Source organism: Psychrobacter arcticus 273-4, from assembly GCF_000012305.1.
GTDB lineage: Bacteria > Pseudomonadota > Gammaproteobacteria > Pseudomonadales > Moraxellaceae > Psychrobacter > Psychrobacter arcticus.
This window is the reverse complement of record NC_007204.1, coordinates 1,042,400-1,068,975: the sequence shown is the minus strand read 5'-3', so window position 1 is coordinate 1,068,975 and position 26,576 is coordinate 1,042,400. Positions and strand designations below refer to the sequence as shown.

18 protein-coding genes and 1 tRNA gene are annotated in these 26,576 nt (G+C 41.4%); 7 read left to right on the top strand and 12 right to left on the bottom strand.

Features of this window, described 5'->3' with window-relative positions; genetic code table 11:
- Positions 1 to 23 precede the first annotated feature (23 nt).
- On the top strand, positions 24 to 1,457 hold the full coding sequence (locus PSYC_RS04650) for a deoxyguanosinetriphosphate triphosphohydrolase (RefSeq protein ID WP_011280170.1): 1,434 nt from the start codon (positions 24 to 26) through the stop codon (positions 1,455 to 1,457).
- Positions 1,458 to 1,549: 92 nt separating this feature from the next.
- On the top strand, positions 1,550 to 2,230 hold the full coding sequence (locus tag PSYC_RS04645) for a TetR family transcriptional regulator (protein ID WP_011280169.1): 681 nt from the start codon (positions 1,550 to 1,552) through the stop codon (positions 2,228 to 2,230).
- A gap of 363 nt (positions 2,231 to 2,593) precedes the next feature.
- Here PSYC_RS04645 and PSYC_RS04640 read toward each other — a convergent pair whose 3' ends face one another.
- The 4 genes from PSYC_RS04640 to tsaA form a co-directional block, all read right to left on the bottom strand.
- On the bottom strand, positions 2,594 to 3,277 hold the full coding sequence (locus PSYC_RS04640; RefSeq protein WP_011280168.1) for a TetR/AcrR family transcriptional regulator: 684 nt from the start codon (positions 3,275 to 3,277) through the stop codon (positions 2,594 to 2,596).
- 233 nt (positions 3,278 to 3,510) lie between these two features.
- On the bottom strand, positions 3,511 to 4,299 hold the full coding sequence (locus PSYC_RS04635) for a TatD family hydrolase (protein WP_041757591.1): 789 nt from the start codon (positions 4,297 to 4,299) through the stop codon (positions 3,511 to 3,513).
- A gap of 113 nt (positions 4,300 to 4,412) precedes the next feature.
- On the bottom strand, positions 4,413 to 6,200 hold the full coding sequence (locus PSYC_RS04630) for a GspE/PulE family protein (protein WP_011280166.1): 1,788 nt from the start codon (positions 6,198 to 6,200) through the stop codon (positions 4,413 to 4,415).
- A 54-nt stretch (positions 6,201 to 6,254) separates the two neighbouring features.
- A complete protein-coding gene (gene tsaA / locus PSYC_RS04625; protein ID WP_011280165.1) occupies positions 6,255 to 7,097 on the bottom strand; it encodes a tRNA (N6-threonylcarbamoyladenosine(37)-N6)-methyltransferase TrmO in 843 nt (280 codons plus the stop codon).
- A gap of 415 nt (positions 7,098 to 7,512) precedes the next feature.
- On the opposite strand from tsaA, the gene PSYC_RS04620 reads away from it, so the two are divergent.
- The 4 genes from PSYC_RS04620 to PSYC_RS04605 all read left to right on the top strand — a co-directional run bounded on the left by PSYC_RS04620 (position 7,513) and on the right by PSYC_RS04605 (position 11,360).
- Complete coding sequence (locus PSYC_RS04620; RefSeq protein WP_011280164.1) at positions 7,513 to 8,286, top strand: ferredoxin--NADP reductase; 774 nt, start codon at positions 7,513 to 7,515, stop codon at positions 8,284 to 8,286.
- A 138-nt stretch (positions 8,287 to 8,424) separates the two neighbouring features.
- Positions 8,425 to 8,511 (top strand) — tRNA-Leu (locus tag PSYC_RS04615).
- 164 nt (positions 8,512 to 8,675) lie between these two features.
- Positions 8,676 to 10,040, top strand: a complete 1,365-nt coding sequence (locus tag PSYC_RS04610) for a tyrosine-type recombinase/integrase (RefSeq protein ID WP_011280163.1) — start codon at positions 8,676 to 8,678, stop codon at positions 10,038 to 10,040.
- Between the two features lie 105 nt (positions 10,041 to 10,145).
- Positions 10,146 to 11,360 carry an IS256 family transposase gene (locus PSYC_RS04605; RefSeq protein ID WP_011280162.1) on the top strand — a complete coding sequence of 405 codons (1,215 nt, stop codon included), beginning with the start codon at positions 10,146 to 10,148 and terminating at the stop codon, positions 11,358 to 11,360.
- Between the two features lie 419 nt (positions 11,361 to 11,779).
- On the opposite strand, the gene PSYC_RS04600 is transcribed toward PSYC_RS04605, so the two are convergent.
- From PSYC_RS04600 to PSYC_RS04565, 8 genes are all read right to left on the bottom strand, one after another.
- Positions 11,780 to 12,472 carry a hypothetical protein gene (locus PSYC_RS04600; protein WP_011280161.1) on the bottom strand — a complete coding sequence of 231 codons (693 nt, stop codon included), beginning with the start codon at positions 12,470 to 12,472 and terminating at the stop codon, positions 11,780 to 11,782.
- A 12-nt stretch (positions 12,473 to 12,484) separates the two neighbouring features.
- Positions 12,485 to 14,548, bottom strand: a complete 2,064-nt coding sequence (locus PSYC_RS04595) for a hypothetical protein (RefSeq protein WP_011280160.1) — start codon at positions 14,546 to 14,548, stop codon at positions 12,485 to 12,487.
- A 23-nt stretch (positions 14,549 to 14,571) separates the two neighbouring features.
- Entirely contained in the window at positions 14,572 to 16,077 is a 1,506-nt protein-coding gene (locus PSYC_RS04590; RefSeq protein ID WP_011280159.1) for a hypothetical protein, read from the bottom strand.
- Between the two features lie 650 nt (positions 16,078 to 16,727).
- Positions 16,728 to 19,910, bottom strand: a complete 3,183-nt coding sequence (locus PSYC_RS04585) for a type I restriction endonuclease subunit R (protein WP_011280158.1) — start codon at positions 19,908 to 19,910, stop codon at positions 16,728 to 16,730.
- A gap of 77 nt (positions 19,911 to 19,987) precedes the next feature.
- Positions 19,988 to 20,839 carry a hypothetical protein gene (locus PSYC_RS04580; protein WP_011280157.1) on the bottom strand — a complete coding sequence of 284 codons (852 nt, stop codon included), beginning with the start codon at positions 20,837 to 20,839 and terminating at the stop codon, positions 19,988 to 19,990.
- Between the two features lie 63 nt (positions 20,840 to 20,902).
- Positions 20,903 to 21,895 carry a virulence protein RhuM/Fic/DOC family protein gene (rhuM, locus tag PSYC_RS04575; RefSeq protein WP_011280156.1) on the bottom strand — a complete coding sequence of 331 codons (993 nt, stop codon included), beginning with the start codon at positions 21,893 to 21,895 and terminating at the stop codon, positions 20,903 to 20,905.
- Positions 21,896 to 23,170, bottom strand: coding sequence for a restriction endonuclease subunit S (locus tag PSYC_RS04570; RefSeq protein WP_011280155.1), 1,275 nt, complete (start codon positions 23,168 to 23,170; stop codon positions 21,896 to 21,898).
- On the bottom strand, positions 23,160 to 24,749 hold the full coding sequence (locus PSYC_RS04565) for a type I restriction-modification system subunit M (protein WP_011280154.1): 1,590 nt from the start codon (positions 24,747 to 24,749) through the stop codon (positions 23,160 to 23,162). Before PSYC_RS04565 ends, PSYC_RS04570 begins: the two co-directional genes overlap by 11 nt.
- A 768-nt stretch (positions 24,750 to 25,517) precedes the next feature.
- Between PSYC_RS04565 and PSYC_RS11230 the strand changes: the two genes are divergently transcribed.
- The gene (locus PSYC_RS11230) at positions 25,518 to 26,510 is read left to right on the top strand and encodes a DUF2939 domain-containing protein (protein ID WP_011280153.1); all 993 of its coding nucleotides are present in this window, start codon (positions 25,518 to 25,520) and stop codon (positions 26,508 to 26,510) included.
- Positions 26,511 to 26,576 lie beyond the last annotated feature (66 nt).

Sequence of the window (26,576 nt, the reverse complement as noted above, 5' to 3'; positions counted from 1 at the left end):
ATAGAAATAATGGACTATAAACTATGACCGCTCCTATTAATAAACCGCTTAATAGCCGTAGCCATTGGGCAAAGCTATTTAGTGCCCAGCGTTTGGGTAGCAATAAAAAAGCCCCTGCTCAAGACAGCGCACGTTCCTCTTTTCATAAAGACTATGACAGACTGGTATTTTCGCACTCCTTTCGTCAACTGAATCAAAAAACCCAAGTACATCCTCTTACCAATCAATTGGGTATTCATACACGCTTAACGCATTCGCTTGAAGTCTCTTGTATCGGACGCTCTTTGGGCGTGATGGCAGCAGAGAAGCTCCATAATAAGTTAGAAGGTGGTTTACCTGACGGTGTAACAGCAGCTGATGTGGGTGTGATTGTGCAAGCAGCGTGCCTCGCTCATGATATTGGCAATCCACCTTTTGGACATGCGGGAGAGTATGCCATTCGTGATTGGTTTATGCATTCTGAACGCCAAGCAATTCTGCAAAATATGAGCAGCAATGAGCAATTAGACTTACTGGCTTATGAGGGTAACGCCCAAGGATTTCGCATACTCACCCGTAATGAGCATCACCCTGATGCAGGCGGTATGCGCTTAACTTGTGCCACGCTAGGCGCGTTTATGAAATACCCTTGGCTTGCGACACATAGCAATAATGACATTCAAAATAGCCATCAAAATAGCCATCAAAATAATGTATCAACTAAGGTACAGAAATTTGGCTGCTTTTATAGTGAAGCAGCACAATTAGAAGAGCTAGCAGCATGCCTGGGTCTGCCACGCTCTGAGCATCATGGTGGTTTTGCTCGCCATCCCCTCGCCTATTTATTAGAAGCCGCGGACGATATCTGCTATGCACTGATAGATTTAGAGGATGGCATCAATCTGAATATGCTTACTTACGCTGAGGTGGCTGCTATCTTCTATGAGCTTATTGGCGAGCGTCCTAGCGCTATCAGCCTGCCTGCGCATATGTCCATCAGGCAACATCTGGCATCACTACGTGCACGGGCAATGATGCGCTTGGTCAATAGCGTCACCGATGCCTTTGTTGCCAATAGCGATATGATGCTGGCGGGAACATTAAATGGCAGCCTATTTGCGCATTGTGATGCAACGGTTCAAAGCGGTATTACCCAAGCCAAAGACTTGGCACGTGAAAAAATCTTTAACCATCCAAGTAAAGTACGTATGGAGCTAATGGCCAATCAATGCCTGCATCGCCTGTTGGATGCTTTTATGCCGTTAGCTTGGACAAATGAGATAAGCACACCGATGTCCTTTGAACAACAGCGTCTGCTAAGATTGCTACAGCCACATCTTGATGAGCATCACCGCGTGTTATCAGCTGACATTTATCAAAATATGCTTAACGTTTTAGACTTTGTAACGGGCATGAATGACCATGAAGCTTATCGATTGGCCCAAGAGTTACAAGGACATTGGGGAACCATTGTCTAAAAACCAAATTATCCACTATAACCCCCTATTTCATTCGTATTTTTGTAATGAAATGAGTATGATAGACAGCTATCAGTTAATTTTGAAATATTATGAGCAGTCGCGAACAAAAAAAACTTCAAACTCGGCACGCCTTTTTTAATGCAGTGCTTGATTTATGTATGACAGGACAGTCTTTTAGCTCTATTAGCCTCAGACAAGTCACGCGTGAGGTTGGCGTAGTGCCAACCGCATTTTATCGCCATTTCGATGATATGGAATCGCTCGGGCGTGCCTTGGTGATTGAGGAGTTGGGTGGTACATTAGCCACCTTAAGTGAGAGTTTACATATTGGACGCAAACGCAGCTTTGAGCGTCAAATAGCCAAAAGTATTCAATTGTTTTTGCATATGGTCAGTGAGCAACCTTACTACTGGCAGTTTTTGGTCAGTGAGCGTTATGGTGGCTCGGACGCCGTACGTAAAGCCATCAATGAGCTTATCAAACAGCATGATCAAAACTTAGCAGACGATTTGGCGCTACAGCCTGCTTTTACCCATATTAACACCTATGATCGTCGGCTACTGGCTGAGGCTGGGGTTAATATGTTCTTTTCTTGGATTGTTGATTGGCTAGAGCTGACTTATACTGAAGCTCATGATGATGAAGTCGATTTGGCTGAGATTGAAGAGAGAAAGCAGCTTATGCTACATAATTGCACGCGCCAAGCTCAGATGCTGTTCTATGGTGCTTACAACTGGAAGTCTACTGAAGAAACTCGCTTAAGCGATTAATAAAATATATGTTTTATTGCCTTTTGATAATTATCGTTTAATGATAACCATCAAAAATTCGGTCGAAATGCCCAAAGTCGCTGCGTCACCACGCGGACCTCTTTGGGCTTTTTGTTGGCTAGTTGCGCCGTCCATCAGATTCAACCAGCGTCAAGCCCGCTTGCGTATGATGATATAGTCGATTCTAAATAAAGTAGATACATCATGTTTTGACGCGGCACTGGTATAAATTTTTCTGGCGTGCTGTGCCTGCGCAGACAGAGGCTGCAAAAAATTCATTCCAGTCCCGCTGTATCATTTTTATACTGGGCTTACTATATGTTATCGATGGCGTAGGATTTTTATAGAAGAGTTATAGAAAATCTAATAATTGGTGTTGCGATGCTCTTCTGACTCAGTATCAATTTGCTCAACCAATTCCTGCATATCCTCATCCATCACCTCATCATCAACCGCCGGATAATGGCTTGGCAGCTCTAGCATTTGCTGGACAAAGGCATAACGCAGAGTATCGCGGCGTCCCAAATAACGCTGATAAAAGCTTGAATTCAACAGCCCTGCACCGCCCTGACCCATTGCCCAGATAGAAGATAAATAATCACGCGTGCTCAAACTGCTGTGCTCATCCTTTAAGTAAGCACTGATAATATCAATTAAGCGTTTCATACGCTGACGGCGAATATCATAAAGCTCACCGAACAAGCGATTAAGACCCGTTACTGATGCTGCTAAACGCTCTTCGATTTGATTGAGTAGCATGGCTTTTTGTGGATTAAACAGCTGCTGAAAAATCATACGAGCAACGCCTGCCGATGGGCAGTCATCAATTCGGTTAATCTCAAACAACTGCTCTTCATAACGAATAATAATACGCAGATAAAGCTCATCTTTACTGGAGAAATGCTTATATAGTGTGCCTTTAGCCAAATCAAGCTGGTCTGCCAAGCTGTCTAAAGTGATATTGCCATCGCCTGACTCAAGTAGCAATTGCTCTGCCATTGCTAAGATATTCTCTTCTCGTACCTTGAATTGATGCTGACGACTCATAACCTCTCCTAAAACTTGACAATATCGTACATATGACCACAGTTTGCATTGGCGTATCGGCATCTAGAATATCAAATAATACAAAGATTGCGCGACGAACAAAACAAAGGAATACGCGTATGTTTGATAAATAATCATTTATAATCATGCACTTATACTTAAAACTATAAGGCGGCGCGCATAATATAGCTGCCACGTGCAAGAAATGACTGAGTGGTCATAGCATAACCATTTTAATGATACTGTGCTAGTAAATTCTCAAAGTTTTTTGCAGTGAGTGCACCGACCTCTTCCGCGCTACAGCCATACATCTCTGCAATACAACTGGCGACATAAGGCACGTACGCCGGCTCATTAGGTCTGCCGCGTTTGGGGACAGGCGCTAAATAGGGGCTATCCGTTTCGATCAATATTCTATCTCTTGGCATGTTTTTTGCCGCATCTTTGATATTTTGGGCGCTTTTAAAGCTGACAATACCTGAGAATGAGATATAAAACCCTAAATCTAAGGCGCGTTTTGCCGTCTCCCAATCCTCAGTAAAGCAATGAATAATGCCATGCTCAGCACCTTCTGCTTTTAAGATATCAATCGTATCTTCTTTGGCATCACGCATATGGACGACAAGTGGTTTTTTTAGGTGTTGGCTGGCATGAATATGATGGGCAAGGCTGGCTTGTTGCGCTTTTTTATTATCCGTTGACCAGTAATAATCTAGCCCCGTCTCTCCTATTGCCCACACATGATCAGTATCAGCGGTTTCTATCAAACGCTCAATTGTGACCGCTTGTAAGACGCTGATATCTTCACAGGGATGGATGCCGACGCTCATACCAAGGTTTAAGGTTTCATCGCCATAAATCTTGATAATATTGGCAATTTCATCATATTCAGCAAAATCACACATAATTGCCATCGCACGGGTAACATTAGCTTCTTTCATCGCAGCAATTGCGCCAGACAATTGACCATCGTACTTGGTTAAATCTAAACGATTAAGATGACAGTGGCTATCAGTAAACATAAACAATCTCGTTGTAGTCATTTAAAAAAATTATTAGGATGAAAAATTCAATTTATATCGTATTTATTGTTGTAAAGAGTGCGCTTTTCAAGCACTGCTTAAGAAACCTATTTTTAATGCAACGGTACCACACGCATGACCTCTTCCATGGTTGTTACCCCTTCACTAATGCGCTTCGCACCAGATAGACGCAGTGGCTGTATACCTTCACGATAGGCTTGCTGCTTAAGCGCCTCTAAATTGGCATCGGCAGCGACCAGTTTTTTTAGCTCATTGGATAATGGCATGATTTCATATAGACCAACGCGACCTTGATAACCGGTGTGTCGGCAGTACTCGCAGCCTTGCGCTTTATAAATTTGCGCTGGCACGGGCGCGCGCCACGGCTGTACGAGCTCCTGCCATTGAATGGCAATCTCACTATCTGGCGTAACATCAACCGCTTGTTTGCAATGCGAACATAATGTCCGTAATAGACGTTGTGCCATGATGCCCAATATCGTTGCTGAGGTTAAAAATGGCTGAATGCCTAGGTCATGCAGACGGGTGATGGAGCTTGGTGCATCATTGGTATGCAGAGTCGATAGTACCAAATGCCCTGTCAAGGACGCTTGCACTGCCATATTTGCAGTCTCAGCATCACGAATCTCACCGACCATAATAATATCAGGGTCTTGGCGCATTAAAGAGCGAATGCCATCAGCGAAGTGCAAATCAACCCCTGGATTGACCTGCATTTGATTAAATGCTGGCTCAATCATTTCAATGGGGTCTTCAATGGTACAGACGTTGACCTGCTCAGTCGCCAATTGCTTGAGCGTACTATATAAGGTAGTGGTTTTACCAGAACCTGTCGGACCGGTAACCAAAATAATGCCATTTGGATGCGCGGTAAGCTCGTGCCAAGTCTCCAGCTGCTTACCCGATAGACCAAGCTGTGCAAATGAGCGTACCAGTACCTCAGGGTCAAATACTCGCATTACGAGCTTTTCGCCAAAAGCTGTCGGCATGGTAGAGAGACGCAGCTCAGTCTCTAAGCCTTTTGGTGTGCGGGTTTTTAATCGTCCATCCTGCGGCTTACGTTTTTCTGCCACATTTAGCCGCCCCAATATTTTAATACGTGCGGTCACCGCCACTATAATCGCAAGTGGCATTTCATAGACACTATGCAGCACGCCATCGATACGAAAACGTACCTTGCCTGTTTCGCGGCGTGGTTCTAAATGAATGTCACTGGCACGCTGCTCAAAGGCGTATTGCAACAGCCAATCAACCACTTTCACAATGTGTTGGTCATTAGCATCAGGATTTGTGTTATCGCCTAGCTGCAATAGTGCTTCGACATTGGTAATATCAGATGCCGCACGCTTGTGCAGAGAATTCGCACCAGCAATCGCTTGCGTAACTTGATAAAACTCTTGCCGGTAACGACTCATCTGTTCAGGATTGATAAATACCGTACGATAGCTTTTTGACTTGATGAGTTTTTCAATATTAGCGTGCCAGTCGGTATAAAATGGCTGGTCGGTACCGATAACCACTTCATCAAGCGTTACTTCAATCGGCAAAATATGCTGCGAGCGGGCATACTCAAACGACATCAGCTGCGTCACCGCCGGCACATCAACCTTTAACGGGTCAATACGGATAAGTGGCATATCTGCTTTGGCAGCCAACCATTGATTGAGCCATGCCAGCGTTAATTTATTATCAGAATCATTATCAAGTGCGTGACCATTTGTCAGAGCAAACTCACTAATAGTCAATAGCGGATGCTGCACTTTATTGCGGCGGCTAGTAATGACCAAATTATAGCCACGTTGATCGATTAGTTTATCTGCCAACAATTCATCGAGGCACCAACGCAAATCAATTACCATCGAGTACTGTTGAGCTGGCATATTTTTCTTCTTTTATGGTTTAGAGCATTTGGTCGGCGACAATATTTATCTTAACTATATTGTGACGACAGCCGTTATCTGTAGCTCACCTGAATCTATCAATTGAAAACTCACATCAACAGACTTATAGCGCATAACAAATAGCATATGTATCTCCGTACGGCGATAGGCAGGACGTGGGTCTTGTGCTATCAACGCTTTAATATTATCGAGATCAGGCATAAGCAACTGTTTCTGCATTTTATGAATGACCACTTTTACCGTTGCTTTTTCATTTTGAGCGGTTTTTTCTGCTTCATTATGAATACGTTGATTGTCTATCATTTGAACAAACTGCTCATAGGCAAATTCAGTGACAGTCACAGCCAACAAATGCGGCGCAGAGGGCGCAAAACCGCTTTGTGCCTCATGTAATACATCACTATAAGCCACATAGGGCTTGATATCGATAACTGGCGTGCCATCTATCATATCAGCACCACTGATGATGAGTAACACTCGCCCTTCTATAATCTCAATATGTTCCAGCTTAACCACAGACAACCCAAGCGCTGAAGGTCGATACATACTACGACTGGCAAACACGCCTATCTTCTGATTGCCACCCAAGCGTGGCGGTCGCACTTGTGCACGAAAGCTGCTATCCGCTTTATTAGCCTGCTTGTCTTTATACAAATAGTTGTGATGGAACTGCCAGCTGACCCAAATATGGCTAAAATCCTCCAGACCGATAAATGCCGCTGGCGTATCATAAGGCGCAATCATCTCAATAACACTAGTCAAAGCAACCAGGTTTGGCTGTCTTGGTGCGCCAAATTTTTGTGAAAGCGGCGCATGATGGTAGCCGATAATCGGTGCTATATGATTACTCAAAGAAGAATCATCCTGACAGGACATAAATCAAATCCAAAAAAATAGGTTTTTATAGTTAAAAATTAGCGCTACACAAGCCAACTGTGACTAATTATAGATAATAACTCACTAACGATATTCCATTTTATCATGCTATACCAAAGCCGCTTGACGGATTTTTATTTTAAAGTTTGTTATGATGAGCGAGAAATTTATTGAGAATGGCTTGCATTCATCAATAATGGTTTAAAAATCGCGGTCATGCGCGTCGCATCACCTTATAACGCCGAATAATAATGTTAAAATAACAAAGTGATGGCTTAATTAGCATTAATAGCATCCATCTTCAATAGCATCCATCTTCTATTAAAATTTTGTACCATTTTGACTTTATCATAGAAAATGGGTATTCAGCACTTATTTAGATTGATACAGATTACCACTTACTAACGAGGAATTTATGTCAAAACTCCGCACCGAAACGGTTACAGAGGTTCATCATTGGAATGATGCACTATTTAGCATCAAAACCACACGCGACGACGGCTTACGTTTTCGTAATGGTGAGTTTGCGATGATTGGTTTGGTCGTTGATGGCAAGCCGTTGCTACGAGCTTACTCGATTGCCAGTCCTAATTATGAAGAACATTTGGAGTTTTTCTCCATTAAAGTACAAGACGGTCCATTAACGTCGCGATTGCAACACATTAAAGTTGGTGATGAGCTATTGGTCAGTAAAAAACCAACGGGCACTCTCGTATTAGATGATCTATTACCGGGTAAAAACCTCTATATGCTGTCAACCGGTACAGGTGTTGCGCCATTTTTAGCATTAGCACGTGACCCTGAAGTCTACGAGCGTTTTGAGAAGGTCATCTTGGTACATGGTGTGCGCGGTGTTAGTGACTTGGCTTACCGTGACATGTTCGAAAACGAGCTGCCGAATGATGAAATTTTTGGTGAAGACTTCCGTAAAAAATTCATTTATTATCCGACTGTCACTCGCGAAGAATTTAGAAATACCGGTCGTATTACCGACTTAATGAAATCTGGCAAATTTTTTGAAGATATCGGCCTGCCGCCGATGAACAAAGAAGATGATCGCGTTCTAATATGCGGTAGTATGCCGTTTAATGCTGAAGTCTCAGCTATTTTGGATGATTTTGGTCTAACGGTCTCACCGCGTATGGGTGTACAGGCAGATTATGCCGTTGAACGCGCCTTTGTTGGTTAAAATCTGAATTTTTATTTAAAATATGATAAATAATTCTTGACGCTCAAAAATAGGCTGCTATAATACGCAGCCTATACAGAGTTAACCCTGTAGCCCAATTCGATAACGTTTAGCAGTACAGACTTTATCACCTAACACGCCGGTGTGATGGAATTGGTAGACATGACGGATTCAAAATCCGTTGCCTTTAAAAGCGTGTCGGTTCAAGTCCGACCACCGGTACCAATACCTAGTTCTATACAATGTCATGAAATCCCAAAGCCCTTTATATTAAAGGGCTTTGTCGTATCTGGCGTTCTATGCTGTCCTATGAATCTATCCTAATCCATGCACTTTGAGTATACTGTCAAGTATACTCAGTTTTGAGTCTACTCATGGAGATCTAGGCTATGGAAAGAAAAGCGATCAGTTCAGACCGAAGTATCAGCAGTCACAAGCCTGAAGATAAGAAGTACTTCGTTCCTGTCAAAAATCATCCTAAACTTTTTTTAATGGTACGTCCTACTGAGACTAAGTCATGGATGTATCGCTACTACCCGCCTTCAAATCCTAAGCAAAGTATTATCTCTATCGGTATATATCCAAGTATCTCATATGCTCGTGCCTGTGAAGTTTGGCGTGAATATGAAGATCTACTAAGCAAAGGTATTGATCCCAAAACTAATCGTGAAGATATAAAGAAAAGTATTATTAGTAAAACTAAAAACTCCTTTAATCATTTTGCTTGGGAGTACTTTGAAGGCTTAGAGCAGACTCAAAAAGGTAATACGTTAATTCGTAAGAAAGGACGCTTGGAGCTTATATGCTCCTATATTGGTGACGAGCCTATCAGTGAAATTGGCTCACCTAGAATGCTTGAAGTACTACTAGACATTCAGGCCAACTCATTAAATAAAGCTGGCAAGCCCACAGATAAGGCTGAACGCTGTGCAGGTATCGCTAGTGACGTATTTGTCTATGCTGGGGCTCGTGGATTCTGTAGCAGCAATCCTGCAGCGTTAATTAAAAGCCAATTGGCTAAATCTAGCTATGGTCATCGTCCAGCCATTACCAAGCCCAAAGAGTTTGCTAAACTACTACGAGCTATTGAAACGATAGAAGGTGACTCGAACACCATTAACTCCCTTAGGCTATTGGCTTTGCTTTTTGTGCGTAATGGTGATCTACGCCGTATGAGATGGGCTGATGTCGATCTAGAAGCTGGTAGGTGGCAGTTAAAGCCACTGAAGGGGCAAGGCAAGGTGAACATGGTCAAAGATATGGTGGTTCCCCTACCTCAGCAAGCCGTGACTATATTGCGTGAACAGCAAAGGATTAATGGACATACCGAATATGTCTTTTTTAGCCAGACGGCAAAAAAGCATCAGATTATATCTGATGCGACTGCTAATAAGCGTTTAAAGGATTTAGGCTATAAAGATATACACTGCGCTCATGGCTTTAGAGCGACGGCGAAGACTATCCTACAAGAGCAGTTAAAGTACTCTCTCATGCTTGTTGAGATGGCACTGGGCCATACGACTAAAGACCCTAATGGAGCTGCTTACGGGCGGTTTGAGTACATTGACGATAGAGAAGAGATGATGCAAAAGTGGGCGGACTATATAGACGCTTTGAAGGATGGTAAAGATACAGCAGCGTTTAGAGCAGATGCGCAAACAAAGACTAATCCCACAGTTCAGCTACAAGCGTTAATTGATCAGCTGGGAGAGGATAAAGTGCTTGAGCTGCTTAGTAGCAGGGTCTCAGATTAAGATTTAAAATTTATTGAGCAATATACTATTTACTAAAAACTGAATTTTGGAGCCTTTCCCAAACTCTGTGTAACTGCTTATAATCCACCAACCGGAGAATAAGCAATGACTACTCAATCTGACATTAAAAAACTGGCCGAGCAAATGGCTAGTAGCATGAACAGCTTCGATGACATCAAAGACTTCCAAAAGCAGCTCATGCAATCCTTTATCGATACTGCCTTAGAAGCTGAGATGGAAGATCATCTAGGCTATCCTAAGCATGAGAAGGCAGACAAGCCTAATAAGCGTAATGGGCACACTAAAAAGACAGTCCGTAGCGACACAGGCGATCTTGAGATCTCCACCCCAAGAGACCGTGACAGCAGCTTTGAACCTGCATTAGTGCGTAAGCATCAAACCCGTGTCAGTGGACTTGATGACAAAATCATATTCTTTTATGCCAAAGGTCAAACGACGACTGAGATCGTTGATACCATCAAAGAGCTCTACGACGTAGATATCTCAAGTAGCTTGGTTTCAAGAGTCACCGACAATATATTAGATGACATCACCGCTTGGCAAAACCGTCCATTGAGTAGTGTTTATCCTATCGTCTATTTGGACTGCATTGTCGTTAAGGTACGTCAAGACAAGCAGATCATCAACAAAGCCATTTATTTAGCCTTAGGCGTTAACCTTAACGGTAAAAAAGAGCTGCTTGGTATGTGGCTATCAGAGAACGAGGGCGCTAAGTTCTGGCTAGGCGTACTCACTGAACTACAAAACCGCGGGGTTCAAGATATCTTGATCGCCTGTGTTGATGGTTTAAAGGGTTTCCCTGATGCCATTAACACCGTCTACCCTAAAGCTCAGGTTCAGCTGTGTATCGTGCATATGGTGCGGTATTCAATGAAGTTTGTGCCGTGGATAGATAAAAAGAATGTGGCGGCTGATCTAAAAGCCATCTATGGCGCTGATACCATAGAGCTTGCACAAGCCAACCTTGAGCACTTTGATGAGACTTGGGGCAAGAATTACCCACATGTGGTCAAGTCTTGGCGCAATAACTGGGAGGGCTTAACGGTGTTCTTTAATTATCCTAAAGACATCAGAAAAGCGATTTATACCACTAATGCTATTGAGTCTTTAAACAGTGTTATCCGTACGGCGGTGAATAAGCGTAAGGTATTCCCATCAGATCAGGCAGCATTCAAGGTGGTGTACTTAGCAACCCAGCAGGCATCCAAAAAGTGGTCGATGCCCATTCGTAACTGGACGTCTGCTTTAAATCGCTTTATGATTATGTTTGATGACCGTATTAGTAAGCATTTAATCTAAACGGCAGTTACACAGAATCTGGGATGGTCTCGAATTTTGATAACTTTTCTATTCAGTTGATACCTAAAAACTGTCATAGTAAACGTGCAATACAAAGCCATATTTTATAATAGAAATGATATCTATTGCTCTACTAATTTATCACCCAACTAAAAGCTGATTTATGAAACTTATAGACAACTTAAACCACAGATTTGGCGATGACATAAAAGAAAATCTGCATGCAGCTTAATTCTATTGATTAAGTGTCTTATGCTTGGGAGGGTTACCCCGAGACGTTGACCATATTTTAGTGCTTTAAATTCCGTAAAATACTAAAACATAAGAGAGCCCTCTAGAGGGCTCTCTTATTTCTTTAAATGATTTAATCATCATTTACAATTTTGATTGTATTTAAGGTTTAACCTAAATTAATCTTTTTAAATATCACTCAGTACTTTTGGTTTATCTGATGAACTTGTCGGCATTTTGAATTCAATACCAGCCTTTTTAAATAGTTTTGGATATTCCACCAAAGCCATAGTTGAATTTTTAGCAATACCAGTGATATCTCCGACCACACCTTTAGCATCAACTAAAGACATTCCTGTATTGATCAAGCTTTTTGGATTTGCCATTAAACTCATACTTACTTGTTTAGCTCCTACCGCCAATTCACGAGCGGTTAAACTTGCGATTACAAAGTTTGTTGCAGAGTCCAACAAATGCTTCTTCTGCTCCGCATTCAGTGCTGACAGCTTAGCTACTGTTGCTTCTTTATCTTTTTGAGAGGCTTCTAAAACAGTATTAGACAACGCTACAATTTGTTTTTGAATTGCTTCTTGTTCTTTCGGATCAGAGGTCGTTTTCAGACTTTTCTGTTTTGCTTTTAATTCATCTGAATCTTGTTTACTTGCGAGTAATGAAGCTAAAGCAGTACGACTCTGAGTAAACATTGCATTGGTTGCTTTAGCCTGCGTGAAGAAACCATTGATATCCATATTTGAAGAAGATACGCCAGTAACAGATTCAGATAATGACGATGCCATCTTACTCAGTGATCCAAAACCTGCATAGACGCTTGATGCTCCCATTGAAGCCGCTATTGCTAAAACAATTGCAATTTTTTTCATACCTTGTTATCCCTATTGTGAAGAATCGGCTTTTTGCACGATTTGATTTAAAATTTTTGGTAAAGCCTCAAACATCTGAATGTTATACATCTCATTACGATGCTGATGATCTATACCCTTTAATGTGATTTCTTGTTGCAAACCATAAGCCCCTATTTTTTCAGACTTTTGGTTGAATATGCGTGCACCACTGGCCATAACTAATGTGGCATCACAATTACTTTTGTCTGCATTACATTTAATACTGTCTTGTTTCACTTCAATCTTAAGTACTGGCTGTAAACATTCATCTTTGGGAATATGAAAGTTAACGTTCATATCCTTTTTAAACCCAGTATTTTCAGTCTTAGCAACGACTGAATCTTTCAGTAGAGTCTGTCCTTTAAAGCTAGAACCTGTCGCATAAAAGGGTCGTTTCGACTGACTGGCAAAAGCGTGGTAAATCAAAGGACCAAAACCATCAAATGGAATTTCACCAACTTGCTCGGTAGGTAAGCTTGGACATAAAACACGCGATTGTTTCGAGTCACCCACTGGAGCAGAACTATCAAGCAAAATCCTGTCTCCAGAACGCACGGGTAAACGATCACTGCTGTTGACAGGGAAATCTAATTGCGCTGTAACTTTCGCACCTTGACGTTCCAAAACAGTCGCTTCCCATGTTGGAATCAGAATATTACGTCCTGCTGCCTTATCTGAATGATAAACATGGACTTTCATTCCGGTACTTAAGCGTTCCCCCGCATCATCAATGGTAATGTTATGACCACTTGAACTCGAGACTTTTAAATCAGAACGAGTAAATTGAATCCCTTTTTGAAATTGTTGACCTAATTTCAAAAGTGCATTTTTCAATACAACTTCTTTACGTGCCTCTAGAGAAAATCCCATTCCTTCTGAAAACACGTCTTTAATATCATCTGTTGCATGTGCGGAGTAGATCACGCGACCAGAACGATCAATCATTTCAGCAAAAACTTCACTATGGAGAACTTGTTGCTGAGTCATTTTCCCAATCTGCTGTTGATAAGCAATGACAGGAATGACATTAATCCGAATAAAAAATTCAGGTAACTCACGTTGATTAATATCTTCACTTTGCGCCAAAGCAGTCTGTTCACTAATGCTTTGTGCCATAGCGCTATAACGTCGATTGACTGGGGTCAAAGTAAACGAGGCTTGCTCACCTACTGCATCAGAAAAAATTTGCTCAATTAGATCTTCCGATTCACCTTGTTCCGATTCACTTTTATAGGTCAATACATCAACCACCAAAGCTTTGGGCTTATTCATGGCCTGACGTGTATTGGTCGATACTTTGCTAAAGCGCTTACTATTGCCCTGCATCAATATTGGCACAGCCACAGCATAATCACTGTCCGCGTGTACCACACGAATCAAATCACCCTCTGTTGAACTCAGCTCATCTTGTGCAGCAATTCCTTGCTTAAAACCTTTATCTAGAACCAGATAAGATTTCCATTGATCGATCACTTGAGTTTCAGTTTCAGAAACTTTAAGTTTCGACTTCAATTCTTGAGTGACTTGTTGAGTCAAGGTCAACAAAGTACTTTGAAATTGCTGCTTAATTGCTGCTTTTGTTGTAGCTGATTCAATATCAGAACTTAAGACTTGAATCGGTTGCGACAAGGTTGCACTGTCGCTATAAATCACTTCACCCGATAATATATTGGTAAGCTTTATACTTAAGGTAACAGGCAGGAAAATTTCTGTGGTTGAATCCTTTTTCACCATGTATTCACTCGCCCGTAAAACTTCTAACGATGCGATATAAGTACGACTCTTAGTTTTTTGTGAAATGGTATCAACGACTTGCTCACCAAAATTCTGTTTTAAACCTTGTACAAACAGTTGTTCGGCTTGCTTACGGATGACCTCATTGTCAACAGCCTGACTAAAATCACACACAATTGAAGAACCATTGGCTTTATAAGAAGAACCATTCGCTTCATATTTGCTAGGATCGGTACGACAACCTTGCTCCAATCCAAAAATACCTTTCGATGGGTAGATTTGAATATTCGCATTTGCCCATGCTGAAACAAGCATCGGCATAGCCAAACATAAGACTTTGAATTTTATGTGCACTGTGTACCACCAATGCAGAGTGTGATCGTATTTCCAGCTAGTAATCGCTCGGCACTTGATAACGTTGGGCTTACTTTACGTAGCGCTTTAGCCAATTCTGCACTAATCGGTTTTTCACTCTTATAGGTCAAGGTCATTTCAACCAATTTGCCGTCTTGAGTGCGAATATCGATATTTTCTGCGCCATCCATCTCATCTAGGGCAATATACAAATCATCCCCTAGACGTGAAGAAACACTGCCAGACACACTTTTCACAAAAACGGTAATTTCTTTACCGTACATAGAACGATTTTTTGCATAACCTAAAATCTGTGGTCCAACTTGGCTAATTGCTAATTCACCTAGTTTCTTTGCTACATTGGTACGGCATGAATCTGTGGTCGCACCTGTCGATGACTCTGTACGAGTTTCCCCACCCATTAAAGTCGAATCATCTACTGAATAAATTTTAAAACTGATCGCACCATCGCAGACAAATTGACCCGTGGCACTCGAACGACCACGATCATAAATATAAGAGCTACCAGCCATAAACCAGTCCACTTTTTCTTTACGCGCCGCGATTACTAGCTTATTAAGCTCTACATCACTCATTAGTTGTTGAATCGTCATACTACGACCATTTAAATACTGACTTCTGAAACGGTCAGAATCGAGCAACCGCAAATCATAACGAGATGCAGAACTTGCAATTGAATTTAATGTTTGATTATTACGCTCAGCTTTAGTACTTGGTGTTTGATATTCCACATATTTCACAAAACTTTGAATATCCTTCTGACTTTCAGATTGGCTATATTTTGCCGACTCACTGGCATTGTAGCTACTTGAGGATGCTGATTTACCTGAATTATTATGGCTTGATGAGCGGGCAGCAACACCTACACCGGCCCCATAATAATTATCATAGGCATAACCTGAGGCGGCAGATGAACGTCCTTTTGAAGAATAAGAATCTGACGCACTGGCTTTAGCACTTTCACTAGCTTTGTAACTTGCATCTTCATCATAGCTATAGCTACGATCTGAAAAATAAGAAGTAAATTCTTTAACTGGCTTAGAGTTATCTTTTGGTACGCCGAAGTATTCATCCATCACAATCATAATCGGACTGGTTCGACTATTTTTCTTTGCCAATCCTAAATCATTAAGAATTGAACGAAATTCTTGGTCATCTATTTCCAGACTAACTTGAGTGACTAATTCATTGTTGCTATTGGTACTACTGCCTCGGTTTAGCACATAATTACTGTCAACTTGTTTTACAATGTCATTTAAGTATTGATTCGCTTCATTCATCGCCTGCGGACCATTAATACGCTTAATGAGAGCAATAACAGCATCAGTTTTTGCATTGTTGTATGCTTGATTACGTGTGCCATTCAGATCTTTTTTGATAATAGGTGTAGCACCTTCCCCATTTACTTTAATAATTTCAGCATTACTAACTTGAACAGCCCCCAAACACAAAAGTGCCAATATAGCCTTTTTCATAACTCATCCTTTTAATGAAAATTTCTAGCTACCTTTATCATTTTTTTACTAGATTTTAAATTAACCCATTATACACAAAAAACAAACAAATGTTAGTATTAATCCCAAAAAAAATAATTCTACTTTTTATTGATTTTTAAGAAAAAATTTCTTACAGAAAGCTAATTCAAATTATTAATGGTATGAGGTTTAATTTACATAGAATGCAAAATATACATACACTATCAAGATACTTATTACTGAAAATAAGTATGTTTTTATGGTACATCACTTTACCGAACAGGCTCTATTCTAATCCAAATAAAACCGATACAATCCTATTAGCAATCGCATTTAATGAAATAAACGATGACTTATTCAATCGACTATCGCAAACAGGTACTTTCTAGCATAGCTGATGGTATGACCATTCGAGAAGCTTCCCTGTTTTATTGACTTAGTACCAGCACCATTCACAGTTGGCAGCAGAATTTAGTCCCTAAAATAACGAAAAATAAAGCACCGACTAAAATACCTGATGACACATTGAACCGCCCCGACTATATCGGAGGCTGATTTACTTGAGTCAGGCAGCCATGCCTGACAGTGTCAAATTATCGTTACAGCATTTTCAAACTCAAAGAGGTCATACTAAATCTGTGTAAATATAACTAAACCACCCTATTCTTCTTAAAATTCTCAGCCTGCTCAAATATCTCTTTATAGACCTCTTTTGAGTCAACAGGTGGATAGCCCCACTCATCGAGCAATATCATCAGATCAAATTCCAGCTCAGCTTTAATGTCGTCTCTTTTATTCCAGTCAGTATACTTAGCTTTATCGTCTACAAGATTTTTGACCTCTTTGGATAACTCAATGAGTTTATCCTCTGGATAGCTAAAATCATACTTATGAGCTAACAGTAGCAAAATATCATAGAAAGCTTTTTCTTCGATATCAATGCCCATCTCACCAAAAGCTTGCATCTCTTTCTTCACGCCATGTATTAAGTCGATAATATGGTCAGTAAAATCATTGAAGACCTTAGAGTTTAAGATATCGTTCTCGTCGCGGTCGTTATACTTCTCAACGAGCGCATTCATTTTTTTACTGAAATCGACACCCTTCACCTTGTTGGTCTTTTTCAGCTCACCAATGGCTTTTGCGAGCAGCTGTTGTAGCAGCTCTAACTTGGTATTGGGCTGCTTAATCACCTCAAGCTTGGCTAAGTAGTCTTCATCGAAGATATCGATTTCACCGTCGGTGTTATCACCGAGCTTAAAGATTTCTTCTACCCCGTCACTCATTAGCGCATCTTTAACCAGATCACGTACCTTTTGGTTCATCTGTTCAACGTCAGGCGCGCCGCCGGTGGTGATTTTAAAGATGATGGTACGAATAGCTAAGTAGTAATGAATCTTGTCCTTGTGCGCCTTGGTTAGCGCCTCACTACCCACGCAAATATCATAGGCAGACTTAAGACGCTTGGCTAAATCCATAAAACGCTTTTCTAGCTTTTTGGATTGCAGGGCAAAGTCAGCCGCCGCGTTTAAGCAATTGAGCTGCTCTAGTGGCGTGCCGTTGAAGTAAAGGCTAGAGTCGAACTTATGATAGACCGTATCCAGTAGGTCTAAGTGGTCTTTCACTACCACGACTGATTTTTGGATATCTTCTAAGTTTTGAATCTGACCGCCGGTGTAATGCGAGAGCGCAAGGTTCATCTGCTTTTTGATGCCAATGTAATCAACCACTAAGCCGCTTTCTTTGCCTTCGAACTTACGGTTGACCCGTGAGATGGTTTGAATCAGGCTATGCTTTTGCAGCGGTTTATCAATGTAGATGGTATCTAGAAATGGCACGTCAAAGCCTGTAAGCCACATATCGACGACGATGGCGATCTTAAAGTTAGACTTGCCGTTTTTAAACTGGCGGTCGAGCTCTTTGCGGTAGTCTTTATTACCAAGATTGTCCCACATGCCTTTTTCATCGTCCTTGTTACGAGTCATGATCATTTTGACTCGCTCTATAGGCATGACTTTTTTCTTGTCGCTTTCAGATAAGGTTGAGCCTTCCTCGCACGCTCTGATCTCATCCCATTCAGGATGCAGCTCTATGATGTCTTTATATAACTGATAGGCGGCTTCACGGCTACTACAGACAAACATCGCCTTGCCTTTCTGTGTGGTGCCCTCAGCAACGCGCGCTTCATAATGCTGAACGAAGTCTTCTGCGATGGCGCGGATGCGGTCAGGATCAACTAGTATGGTAGACATACTCGCCATGGCTTTTTTGCTTTTATCTATCTGGTACTCATTGGCGCCCGATTCTACGCTGTGCTTGTAATACTTTTCTACTTCATCGAGCTGCTTGCTATCAAGGAGTACTTTGGCAGCGCGACCTTCATAGACAATACGCACAGTGATTTCATCGAATACCGACTCGACCATGGTATAGCTATCAACGACTGGACCAAAGACATCTAGGGTGGCATCAATTGGCGTACCTGTGAAGCCGACGTAAGTAGCATTAGGCAATGAATCATGCAGGTATTTAGCAAAGCCGTAGGTCTTTTTGACCCCATCTTCGGTGACGGTGATTTTTTGTTGGAGATTGATTTGGCTACGGTGCGCTTCATCAGAGATACAGATGACGTTGGTACGCTCGGTCAGTAAGGCTAAGTCTTCGGTGAACTTATGAATGGTCGTCAGGAACACGCCACCACTTTTACGCCCTTTCAGCTTCTCTCGTAGCTCAGCTCGACTCTCGACACTGATGATTTCGTCATCACCAATATAGGTTTTGGCATTGGTAAAGGTTTTTGATAACTGATCATCCAAATCGGTGCGGTCAGTGATTAAGATAATGGTTGGACTACCAAGCGCAGCGTCTTTCATCAGCAGACGGGCTAGAAATAGCATGGTAAAGCTCTTACCACAGCCAGTCGCGCCAAAGTACGTACCACCTTTACCGTCTCGTAAAGCATCACTCTCATCAAACTTGCCGTTTGTATCCAGCACTTTCATATGGCGCTTAATATTGTCAAACAGTTTGGTGGCGGCATAATACTGTGGATAACGACAAACGATTTTCTCTTCCTTGCTTGACTTGTCAGGCACATAGATAAAGTTTCGAATGACATCAAGCAAACGTGCTTTATCAAATAAGCCGCTTATCATCGTTAGTAAGGAATGGATGCCATCCTTCTCAAGCTTCTCATCGCCCGTCACTTTGCGCCAAGAATAGTAAAACTCATAAGGGGCAAAGAATGACCCCATTTTTGAGTTGACCCCATCACTGATGACGCATAGGGCGTTGTATTTAAACAGCTCTGGAATATCGCGCTTATAACGGGTGGTCAGCTGGGTATAGGCATCAAACATGGTGGCATCTTCACGGATGCTGCTCTTAAACTCAAACACCACCAGTGGTAAGCCATTGATATAGAGAATGCCATCAGGAATACGCCGCTCAAAACCTTGTATTTCCATCTGATTGACGATGCGAAAGCGATTGTTATCGAGTGCCTCATAATCAATCAGCTGGATGTATAAGTCTTTTTGGGTATGGTCTTCACGCTTGAGTAAAAAGCCATCAGCGACAAACTTCATGATGGCTTTGTTGGTTTCGTACAGGTCGGAGGCAGGAAGGTATTCGAGCTTATGAATGATGGACTCAATCTCGTAATCAGTGATCAAGTCATCTCTATAACGGGTCGCTAGAAACTGTCGAAGGTCAGACTTAATCAGCACATCATCAGGGTTGCGGTCAAGCGCTTCACCAACCGTGTGCGGATAGCCTTCCGCTGCTAGTAGCTCAATAATGGCTTGCTCAAGTCTGTCTTCGGTGAATTTCAATGATAAGTCCTTTTTATTATTCTGTATTATCTTTCTCAACAATTAATATGCCAGTCCACGGCTAAACCAAAGCTAAATTATTCATAAGCTTTTTTTGTTGAATTGAATTTCATAATTTTGCTGTAGTTAACATGCTCAATATGCTCATAGTCTTCGGTGGGCTTTTCGCCTTTGTAGCTCAGCATGATGGGATAGTAGGTAGTATTGTCGGACAATACTTTTAAAGTCCCTTCATAACCATAATACAAAGGCGAGTCTTCATCATGAACACCGTTTTCCATCCCAGCATCGCCTAAACCATACAAATTAATGAAGTCGTTTTCAGGCAAATGCAAAACGTCCCACCACTGTACGAAGATACCATGATAAAAAGAGCCGTTTTTTAACACGCTACCTGTTATCTCTTTGCCTAAAGGTTGCATCGTATTTTTAATATCTTTTTCATCAAGCATTACACGACCATTAATACCAGAAGGTTCTACATTTTTCGGTGTTCGACTTACCAATTGAAACTGACCGTTATTTAGTTTTTTAAAGCTATAAATATCAGCTGTTGCTTTACATACGTGGCAAGATACAAGTGACCCCGTATTACTATCGACCTGAACCTTCTCAATAATAACTAAGTAACGTGATTCTCCTGCATTGTTTGTATAGTCAATAATAGGGTTCATTAAAGCGACTGTTCTTTCATCGTCGCTATTCGCTTGACCTAAACCAACGTGTGGCACCGCTTCAATAGTTTCATCATCTATAAAAAAAGAAACCATTTCACCACTATAAAACTGACGCATAACCTCTTTAAAGCTTAATTCTTTGATTTTAACCTGAGCCATTTGACTGGCTGAGAAAGCAGGAGCAGCAGCCATTACAGGGTTCGCTGATAGGACAGTTAAGCTGAGTGCCATACTAAGTAATATTTTTTTCATACACAATTCCATTGAGTTTTATAATTATTTTAAATAATGACTTATGGTACAGCTCTATGGTCATCAGCCCTCTAATGACAGCATATTCATAATGAGCTTGATCAGGGTTTCTTTTTGCTTGGGATCAGATTCAGCGACTAATAATGTTAAAGCAGCCAGTCCGGTATTATTAATCACCATGTCGCCCTCGCTGTTAAGCAAGCGGTTATTACGATGCAAAAAATCGACAAACAAAAACGCGCCACTGCGCTTATTGCCATCAGTAAAGACATGATTTTTGACCATAAAATAGAGTAAATGCGCCGCTTTGCTCTCGATAGTCGGATAAGCCAGCTCACCAAACACGGTTTGCTCAAGGTTTGCCAGTACACTGTCCAAGCCGTCACCGCGAGGCTTGGCAAACAAGTCGGTCGCCTCGCCGCGTTCCATCAGCTGCGCTTTTAGCTGGTTCAGGGCGGACATAGCGTCATCAGTGCTCGGCAATACGCCGCCCACTTGCCCTGCTGGGTCGTCAAGTAACCCCTCGTCATAACGCTGTAGCCATAAAAAAGTTTGCGTATAGCGGCTGATAATCTCAATCAAGCCGCGTCCTTCATCCGTTTTTAGCTCAGGGCTTTGGGCGGTCTTTTTTATCAATGCTAAGGCTTGTTTTAACTCGGCAGCGTTTTTATCAAAGCGCTGCTCATTGATGGCGTAGCCTTGCACGAGATAGTCACGCAAACGCTGGGTCGCCCAACGTCTAAATTGTACGCCTTGAGGTGACTTGATACGGTAGCCAACCGAGATAACCACATCCAAGTCATAAAAGACCACAGGTCGGTCAGAATTTGCAATATGCATTTTTTGCATATTGCTTTTTTCATAGATTTCTTCATCACTTAAGGCATTGTTAATATGGCGTGAAATCACGGACTGGTTACGACCAAACAGCGCCACCATTTGTGCCTGTGACAACCATACCGTTTCCTGCTCAAAACGGACATCTACCTGTGCTTGACCATCACGGCTTTGATAGATTTCTATTTTTGCGTGGTTATGTTCAGAGTTTACGCTCATTTATACGTCCTCGACCATCGCCGCAGCATCTGCAATGCGTAGCTCACCTGACATTAATTTAGGTAAAAGGGTGTCACGGAGTTTGGCGAGGGCTGCATTATTTCTATTAGCCTTATTAATTTTTTTATAAAAGCTATTTGCTATTCTTGAATACTCATCTATTAAAGGTACAGAGGGCGTAATAGTCTTAATAGAACGTAAAATACTTTGATTAAGTAATGGTTGCCCACTACCCGTTCTTCGGTCATTCAAATTATCTCTTGAGAGAAGTTGAAACAGATAAATATTATGATCTTTATTTTTCATTTCCGCTGACATTGCATTATCAGTTATCCAACATTTGAAAGGATAGTACTGCAAACTACCGCAGTAACTACCGACTCTGCCGATTATTATAGTATTGTCTCTATTTGACTCATCACAGTCACCAATCTTTCCATTCGAGCCAAACACTGGAATATCACCAACGGCTCTATCAGGTGATGTTTTACCATTTCCTAATATTGCAAAATCCCCTAGCGTGCCACTGTTCCACCCCTTCGGAATCCAACCCATCTCTTCCGTAAACTCAAATTCATCAGGGAATAAACCCTGAATATCCGAGCTCTCTTTTCTCTCAATTTTTTTACGCTGCTCGGCACGTTCGATAAATTCATCAGGAATAGCATTACCAGCCGCAAGCGCATTATCAATCACTGGATCAAAATCCACAAACCAGCTCTTAAATAACGCCTGCGCCATCGCTTCTAGCGTCTCGTTCATTTGGCGGTTTAGCTCGATTTTGTCATCTAAAGAACCGAGAATATGGGCAATGGCTTTTTGTTCTGTTACTGGAGGTAGTTTTATTTGGAACTGGCGAATACTTTTCAAGCTAATTGTCTTTTGTACAGCTCCAACAACAAATTGCTCTATTTGCCATTTAACAAAAGGTGAAATAAGTTGATAGTATAAAAATCGACTGTTTATTTTAGGAATTATAAATGCAGTATTTTGACCTAAACAAAACTTTTCATTTGAGTTCACATAGGAGACAACACCATAGCTTCCAACACGAGAAATTACTAAATCTCCAATCTGTGGATCTCTTCCTCTAGAGAAATCCTCATATATATCATCAGAAACTTTTTTTGTACTTTCTAGGTTTAGAGCACCACCGTTAACATCCACAACTCGAACCATAGGATAGCCTGAGTCAGAATAAACAGGAGTTTTATGTCTAGAGTCAATTATTTCAGCGATATTAGATAAAATGTCCTCATTCCAATCACTCACCATAACCTAACACCTCCAAGTTTTGACGAATGGTCGCATCTAGCTTTTCAGACGCTTGCATCTGTGCATATAGCGTTTGGCTGAGTTCTAACATCTTAGTCTCAAACGATATGCCATCATCTTCTATTGCCGCAGCACCGACATAGCGCCCAGGCGTGAGTACATAATCATTGGCTTTCATATCGTCTAGAGTGGCAGATTTACAGTAGCCTGCTTCATCGGTATAAGCTTCATAGCCGCCCGCTTCTTTCTCACCGCGCCATGCATGATAAGTCTTGGCAATCGCTTCAATGTCATCTTTCGTGAGTTCTTTATTGGTACGGCTAATCATGCTGCCGATAGCGCGAGCATCAATAAACAGCGTCTCACCGCTACGATTACGCAATCCACGCGCTTTGCTATCTGCTGACTTGGCTTGTTTGTCTTTATTGATGAACCATAAGCACACCGGTATTTGGGTGGTATAAAATAGCTGACCCGGTAGCGCAATCATACAATCGACCAGATCGTTTTCGATAATCTGCTGGCGTATTTCACCTTCACCACTGGTAGTGGTAGACATAGAACCGTTTGCCAGTACGAAACCTGCTGTACCATGCTCAGAGAGCTTAGATATCATGTGCAATATCCAAGCATAGTTAGCATTACCTGTCGGCGGTGTCGGATAGCCTGCCCAGCGTGGATCATCGACCAGCTCATCAGACGCACGCCAATCCTTTTGGTTAAAGGGGGGGTTTGCCATGATGAAGTCAGCTTTTAAGTCTTCGTGCTGATCTTTAAAGAAGGTATCGGCAGCCACATCACCCAAGTTGCTAGAGATACCACGAATGGCAAGGTTCATCTTGGCAAGCTTATAAGTGGTACTGGTGTACTCTTGCCCATAGATAGACACGTCTTTGGTATTGCCGTGGTGACTCTCAATGAACTTAATCGACTGGACGAACATACCGCCGGAGCCGCAGCATGGGTCATAGATTTTGCCTTGATACGGCTCAACCATTTCTGCTATCAGATTGACCACAGATTTGGGCGTATAGAACTCACCACCGCCTTTACCTTCAGTCGCGGCAAACTTGCCTAAGAAATACTCATACACGCGCCCGACGGTGTCTTCTTCTGGATTACCAATGGTATCGATGTTATTCACCACATCAATCAAGGCGGCAAGCTTACTGGCAGTCAAACCAAGACGCGAGAAGTAGTTGTCAGGCAATGCGCCTTTCAGTGATTGGTTGGTCTTTTCAATCGTGCTAAGCGCCGTATCGATTTTAAGGGCGATGTCTTCTTGCTTGGCATTTTGCTGGATAAAGCTCCAACGGCTCTCTGCTGGCAAATAGAACACGTTATCTTTGGTATAGGCTTGCACCATGTCGATATGCTTTTCATAACCTGTATCAATAAGCTTTTGGCGCTGCTGCTCAAAAGTATCGCTGATGAATTTTAAGAAAATCAGGCTTAAAACAATGTGCTTATATTCTGATGATTCGACGCTACCTCGTAGCTTGTTAGCAGCATCCCAAAGGGCTTCTTCAAAGCGACCGTCTTTGGTTTGATCGTTCTTATTTGCAGGTGTTTTAGCCATTTTTCTTTATTCTCTATATTTTAATGGTTAATCACGCAACCAGTGAGTGATTAACCATACAAGAAAGGAATTTACATTGTGGTAACAATTTTAGCTGGATTATGCTTTTAAGCAAGCTTATCTACAAACTAATTTTTGGAGGGAACTATTATTTCGTGCTCAATATAGATCGAAAATAATATAGTTGAAATACTTTAAAGTCGCTACAGTACTGCTGATGTAAATTTTTTGCAGCCTCTGTCTGCGTAGGCACAGCAAGCAAGAAAAATTTGCACCAGTAGTACGTGTTGTATCGATATTACTTTTCACCGACTATAGTTAATTTTTATCCTACTGGGTTCAGAATTTATATAGACCTAAGAAGAGTATTTTACGAACGACAACGGTGATCTTCCCATCGAATCCTGAAAGATATTTTTGATTAATAAGAATTTATTAAATTGTTTTACAAGTCAACTAATGTTAGTATTAATTTCTAAATGTTACTACTATGTAAACCTGTATAGTTGAAATACTTTAAAGTCGCTACCGTATTGGTGGTGTAAATTTTTTGCAGCCTCTGTCTGCGTAGGCATAGCAAGCAAGCAAGAAAAATTTGCACCAGTAGTACGTGTTGTATCGATATTACTTTTCACCGACTATATAAATACAGAAAATTGGCGAAAATCACGTTTTGTCAGCATGGCAGCTAATAACTTTAGACTAGGCGTTAGCCATCAGTATTGCTTCATCGTATTTTAATATTGTTAGAAATTCAGGAGAGATTTTTTGAAAAAGCTTTTACCTTGGTTGGCTGGCTTGTTAGTTATATTTGCGATTTATCTTTACGCTTCACCATATATAGCTTTGTATAACATTAAAAATGCTGCTGAACAGAAAGACGCAGATAAGCTTTCAGGTTATATTGATTTCCCTAGCGTTAAGCAGAGCATGAAGGATCAAGTCAAAGCCGCTATGGTTGAAGAGCTTGCTGCAAGTGATGAGCAAGATGGCTTTGAGGCTTTAGGCACTATGTTAGCCGCTGCAATGATAGACCCAATCATTGATGGTGTGGTCACACCTGATGGTGTTGCATTAATGCTTCAAGGGCAAAAATTAGATTTTGACTTAAATAATGACACGTCTGAAGATAAGCCTGAAGCCAAAAATGAGGATATTGATTATAAAGCCGGCTACCTGTCATTTAATCGATTCAAAGTTCAGATCATTGATACAGATGATTCTGATGAGTCATTAGATGTGATTATGCATAGAGACGGCCTTAGCTGGAAAGTCACAAGGATTTCTTTTTCGTTAGACTCAAAAGATAAAAAGTCTAATAAGAACGTCGAAGAATCACCCGTCGCTGACTTAGGCTGGGCTGATGAAGAGAGTGCAAGTGAAGCCTATGATGATGTATTCCAAGATCTAGGTGAGCAGCAGGATACTGACATGACATCAATATCAGACGTAAGTGAGGTTACTTCTGATACTTTGAATGACGACTACTACAATAATGAAACAGGTGCTAACGCTGTAGAAATAACGGGACCACTAACACCAGCACAAGCAGCACGCATTGATTATCTTGTTGACAATGATATTGAAACATCACAAGACATGATAGATTTATTAAATGATTTTACACTTGGTGGTGGCACAGAGGCTGATTTGCGTAAATTCGTTATCGAACGTTCAGGTTATGAGGATGGGTATGATGGATTAACAGACTGTCGCAACCCAGATTTAACAGAAGCACAGTATATGAACAACTGTACTTAATAAATAGTAGATGAATAATAATTCTAAAAAAAGCCCTCATGTGAACTGACCCCCTTAAGTTGGACA

Coding starts and splice junctions, on each gene's coding strand:
- PSYC_RS04650 (WP_011280170.1), top strand. CDS start 24: ATGACCGCTCCTATTAATAAACCGCTTAATAGCCGTAGCCATTGGGCA.
- PSYC_RS04645 (WP_011280169.1), top strand. CDS start 1,550: ATGAGCAGTCGCGAACAAAAAAAACTTCAAACTCGGCACGCCTTTTTT.
- PSYC_RS04640 (WP_011280168.1), bottom strand. CDS start 3,277: ATGAGTCGTCAGCATCAATTCAAGGTACGAGAAGAGAATATCTTAGCA.
- PSYC_RS04635 (WP_041757591.1), bottom strand. CDS start 4,299: ATGTTTACTGATAGCCACTGTCATCTTAATCGTTTAGATTTAACCAAG.
- PSYC_RS04630 (WP_011280166.1), bottom strand. CDS start 6,200: ATGCCAGCTCAACAGTACTCGATGGTAATTGATTTGCGTTGGTGCCTC.
- tsaA (WP_011280165.1), bottom strand. CDS start 7,097: ATGTCCTGTCAGGATGATTCTTCTTTGAGTAATCATATAGCACCGATT.
- PSYC_RS04620 (WP_011280164.1), top strand. CDS start 7,513: ATGTCAAAACTCCGCACCGAAACGGTTACAGAGGTTCATCATTGGAAT.
- PSYC_RS04610 (WP_011280163.1), top strand. CDS start 8,676: ATGGAAAGAAAAGCGATCAGTTCAGACCGAAGTATCAGCAGTCACAAG.
- PSYC_RS04605 (WP_011280162.1), top strand. CDS start 10,146: ATGACTACTCAATCTGACATTAAAAAACTGGCCGAGCAAATGGCTAGT.
- PSYC_RS04600 (WP_011280161.1), bottom strand. CDS start 12,472: ATGAAAAAAATTGCAATTGTTTTAGCAATAGCGGCTTCAATGGGAGCA.
- PSYC_RS04595 (WP_011280160.1), bottom strand. CDS start 14,548: ATGCCGATGCTTGTTTCAGCATGGGCAAATGCGAATATTCAAATCTAC.
- PSYC_RS04590 (WP_011280159.1), bottom strand. CDS start 16,077: ATGAAAAAGGCTATATTGGCACTTTTGTGTTTGGGGGCTGTTCAAGTT.
- PSYC_RS04580 (WP_011280157.1), bottom strand. CDS start 20,839: ATGAAAAAAATATTACTTAGTATGGCACTCAGCTTAACTGTCCTATCA.
- rhuM (WP_011280156.1), bottom strand. CDS start 21,895: ATGAGCGTAAACTCTGAACATAACCACGCAAAAATAGAAATCTATCAA.
- PSYC_RS04570 (WP_011280155.1), bottom strand. CDS start 23,170: ATGGTGAGTGATTGGAATGAGGACATTTTATCTAATATCGCTGAAATA.
- PSYC_RS04565 (WP_011280154.1), bottom strand. CDS start 24,749: ATGGCTAAAACACCTGCAAATAAGAACGATCAAACCAAAGACGGTCGC.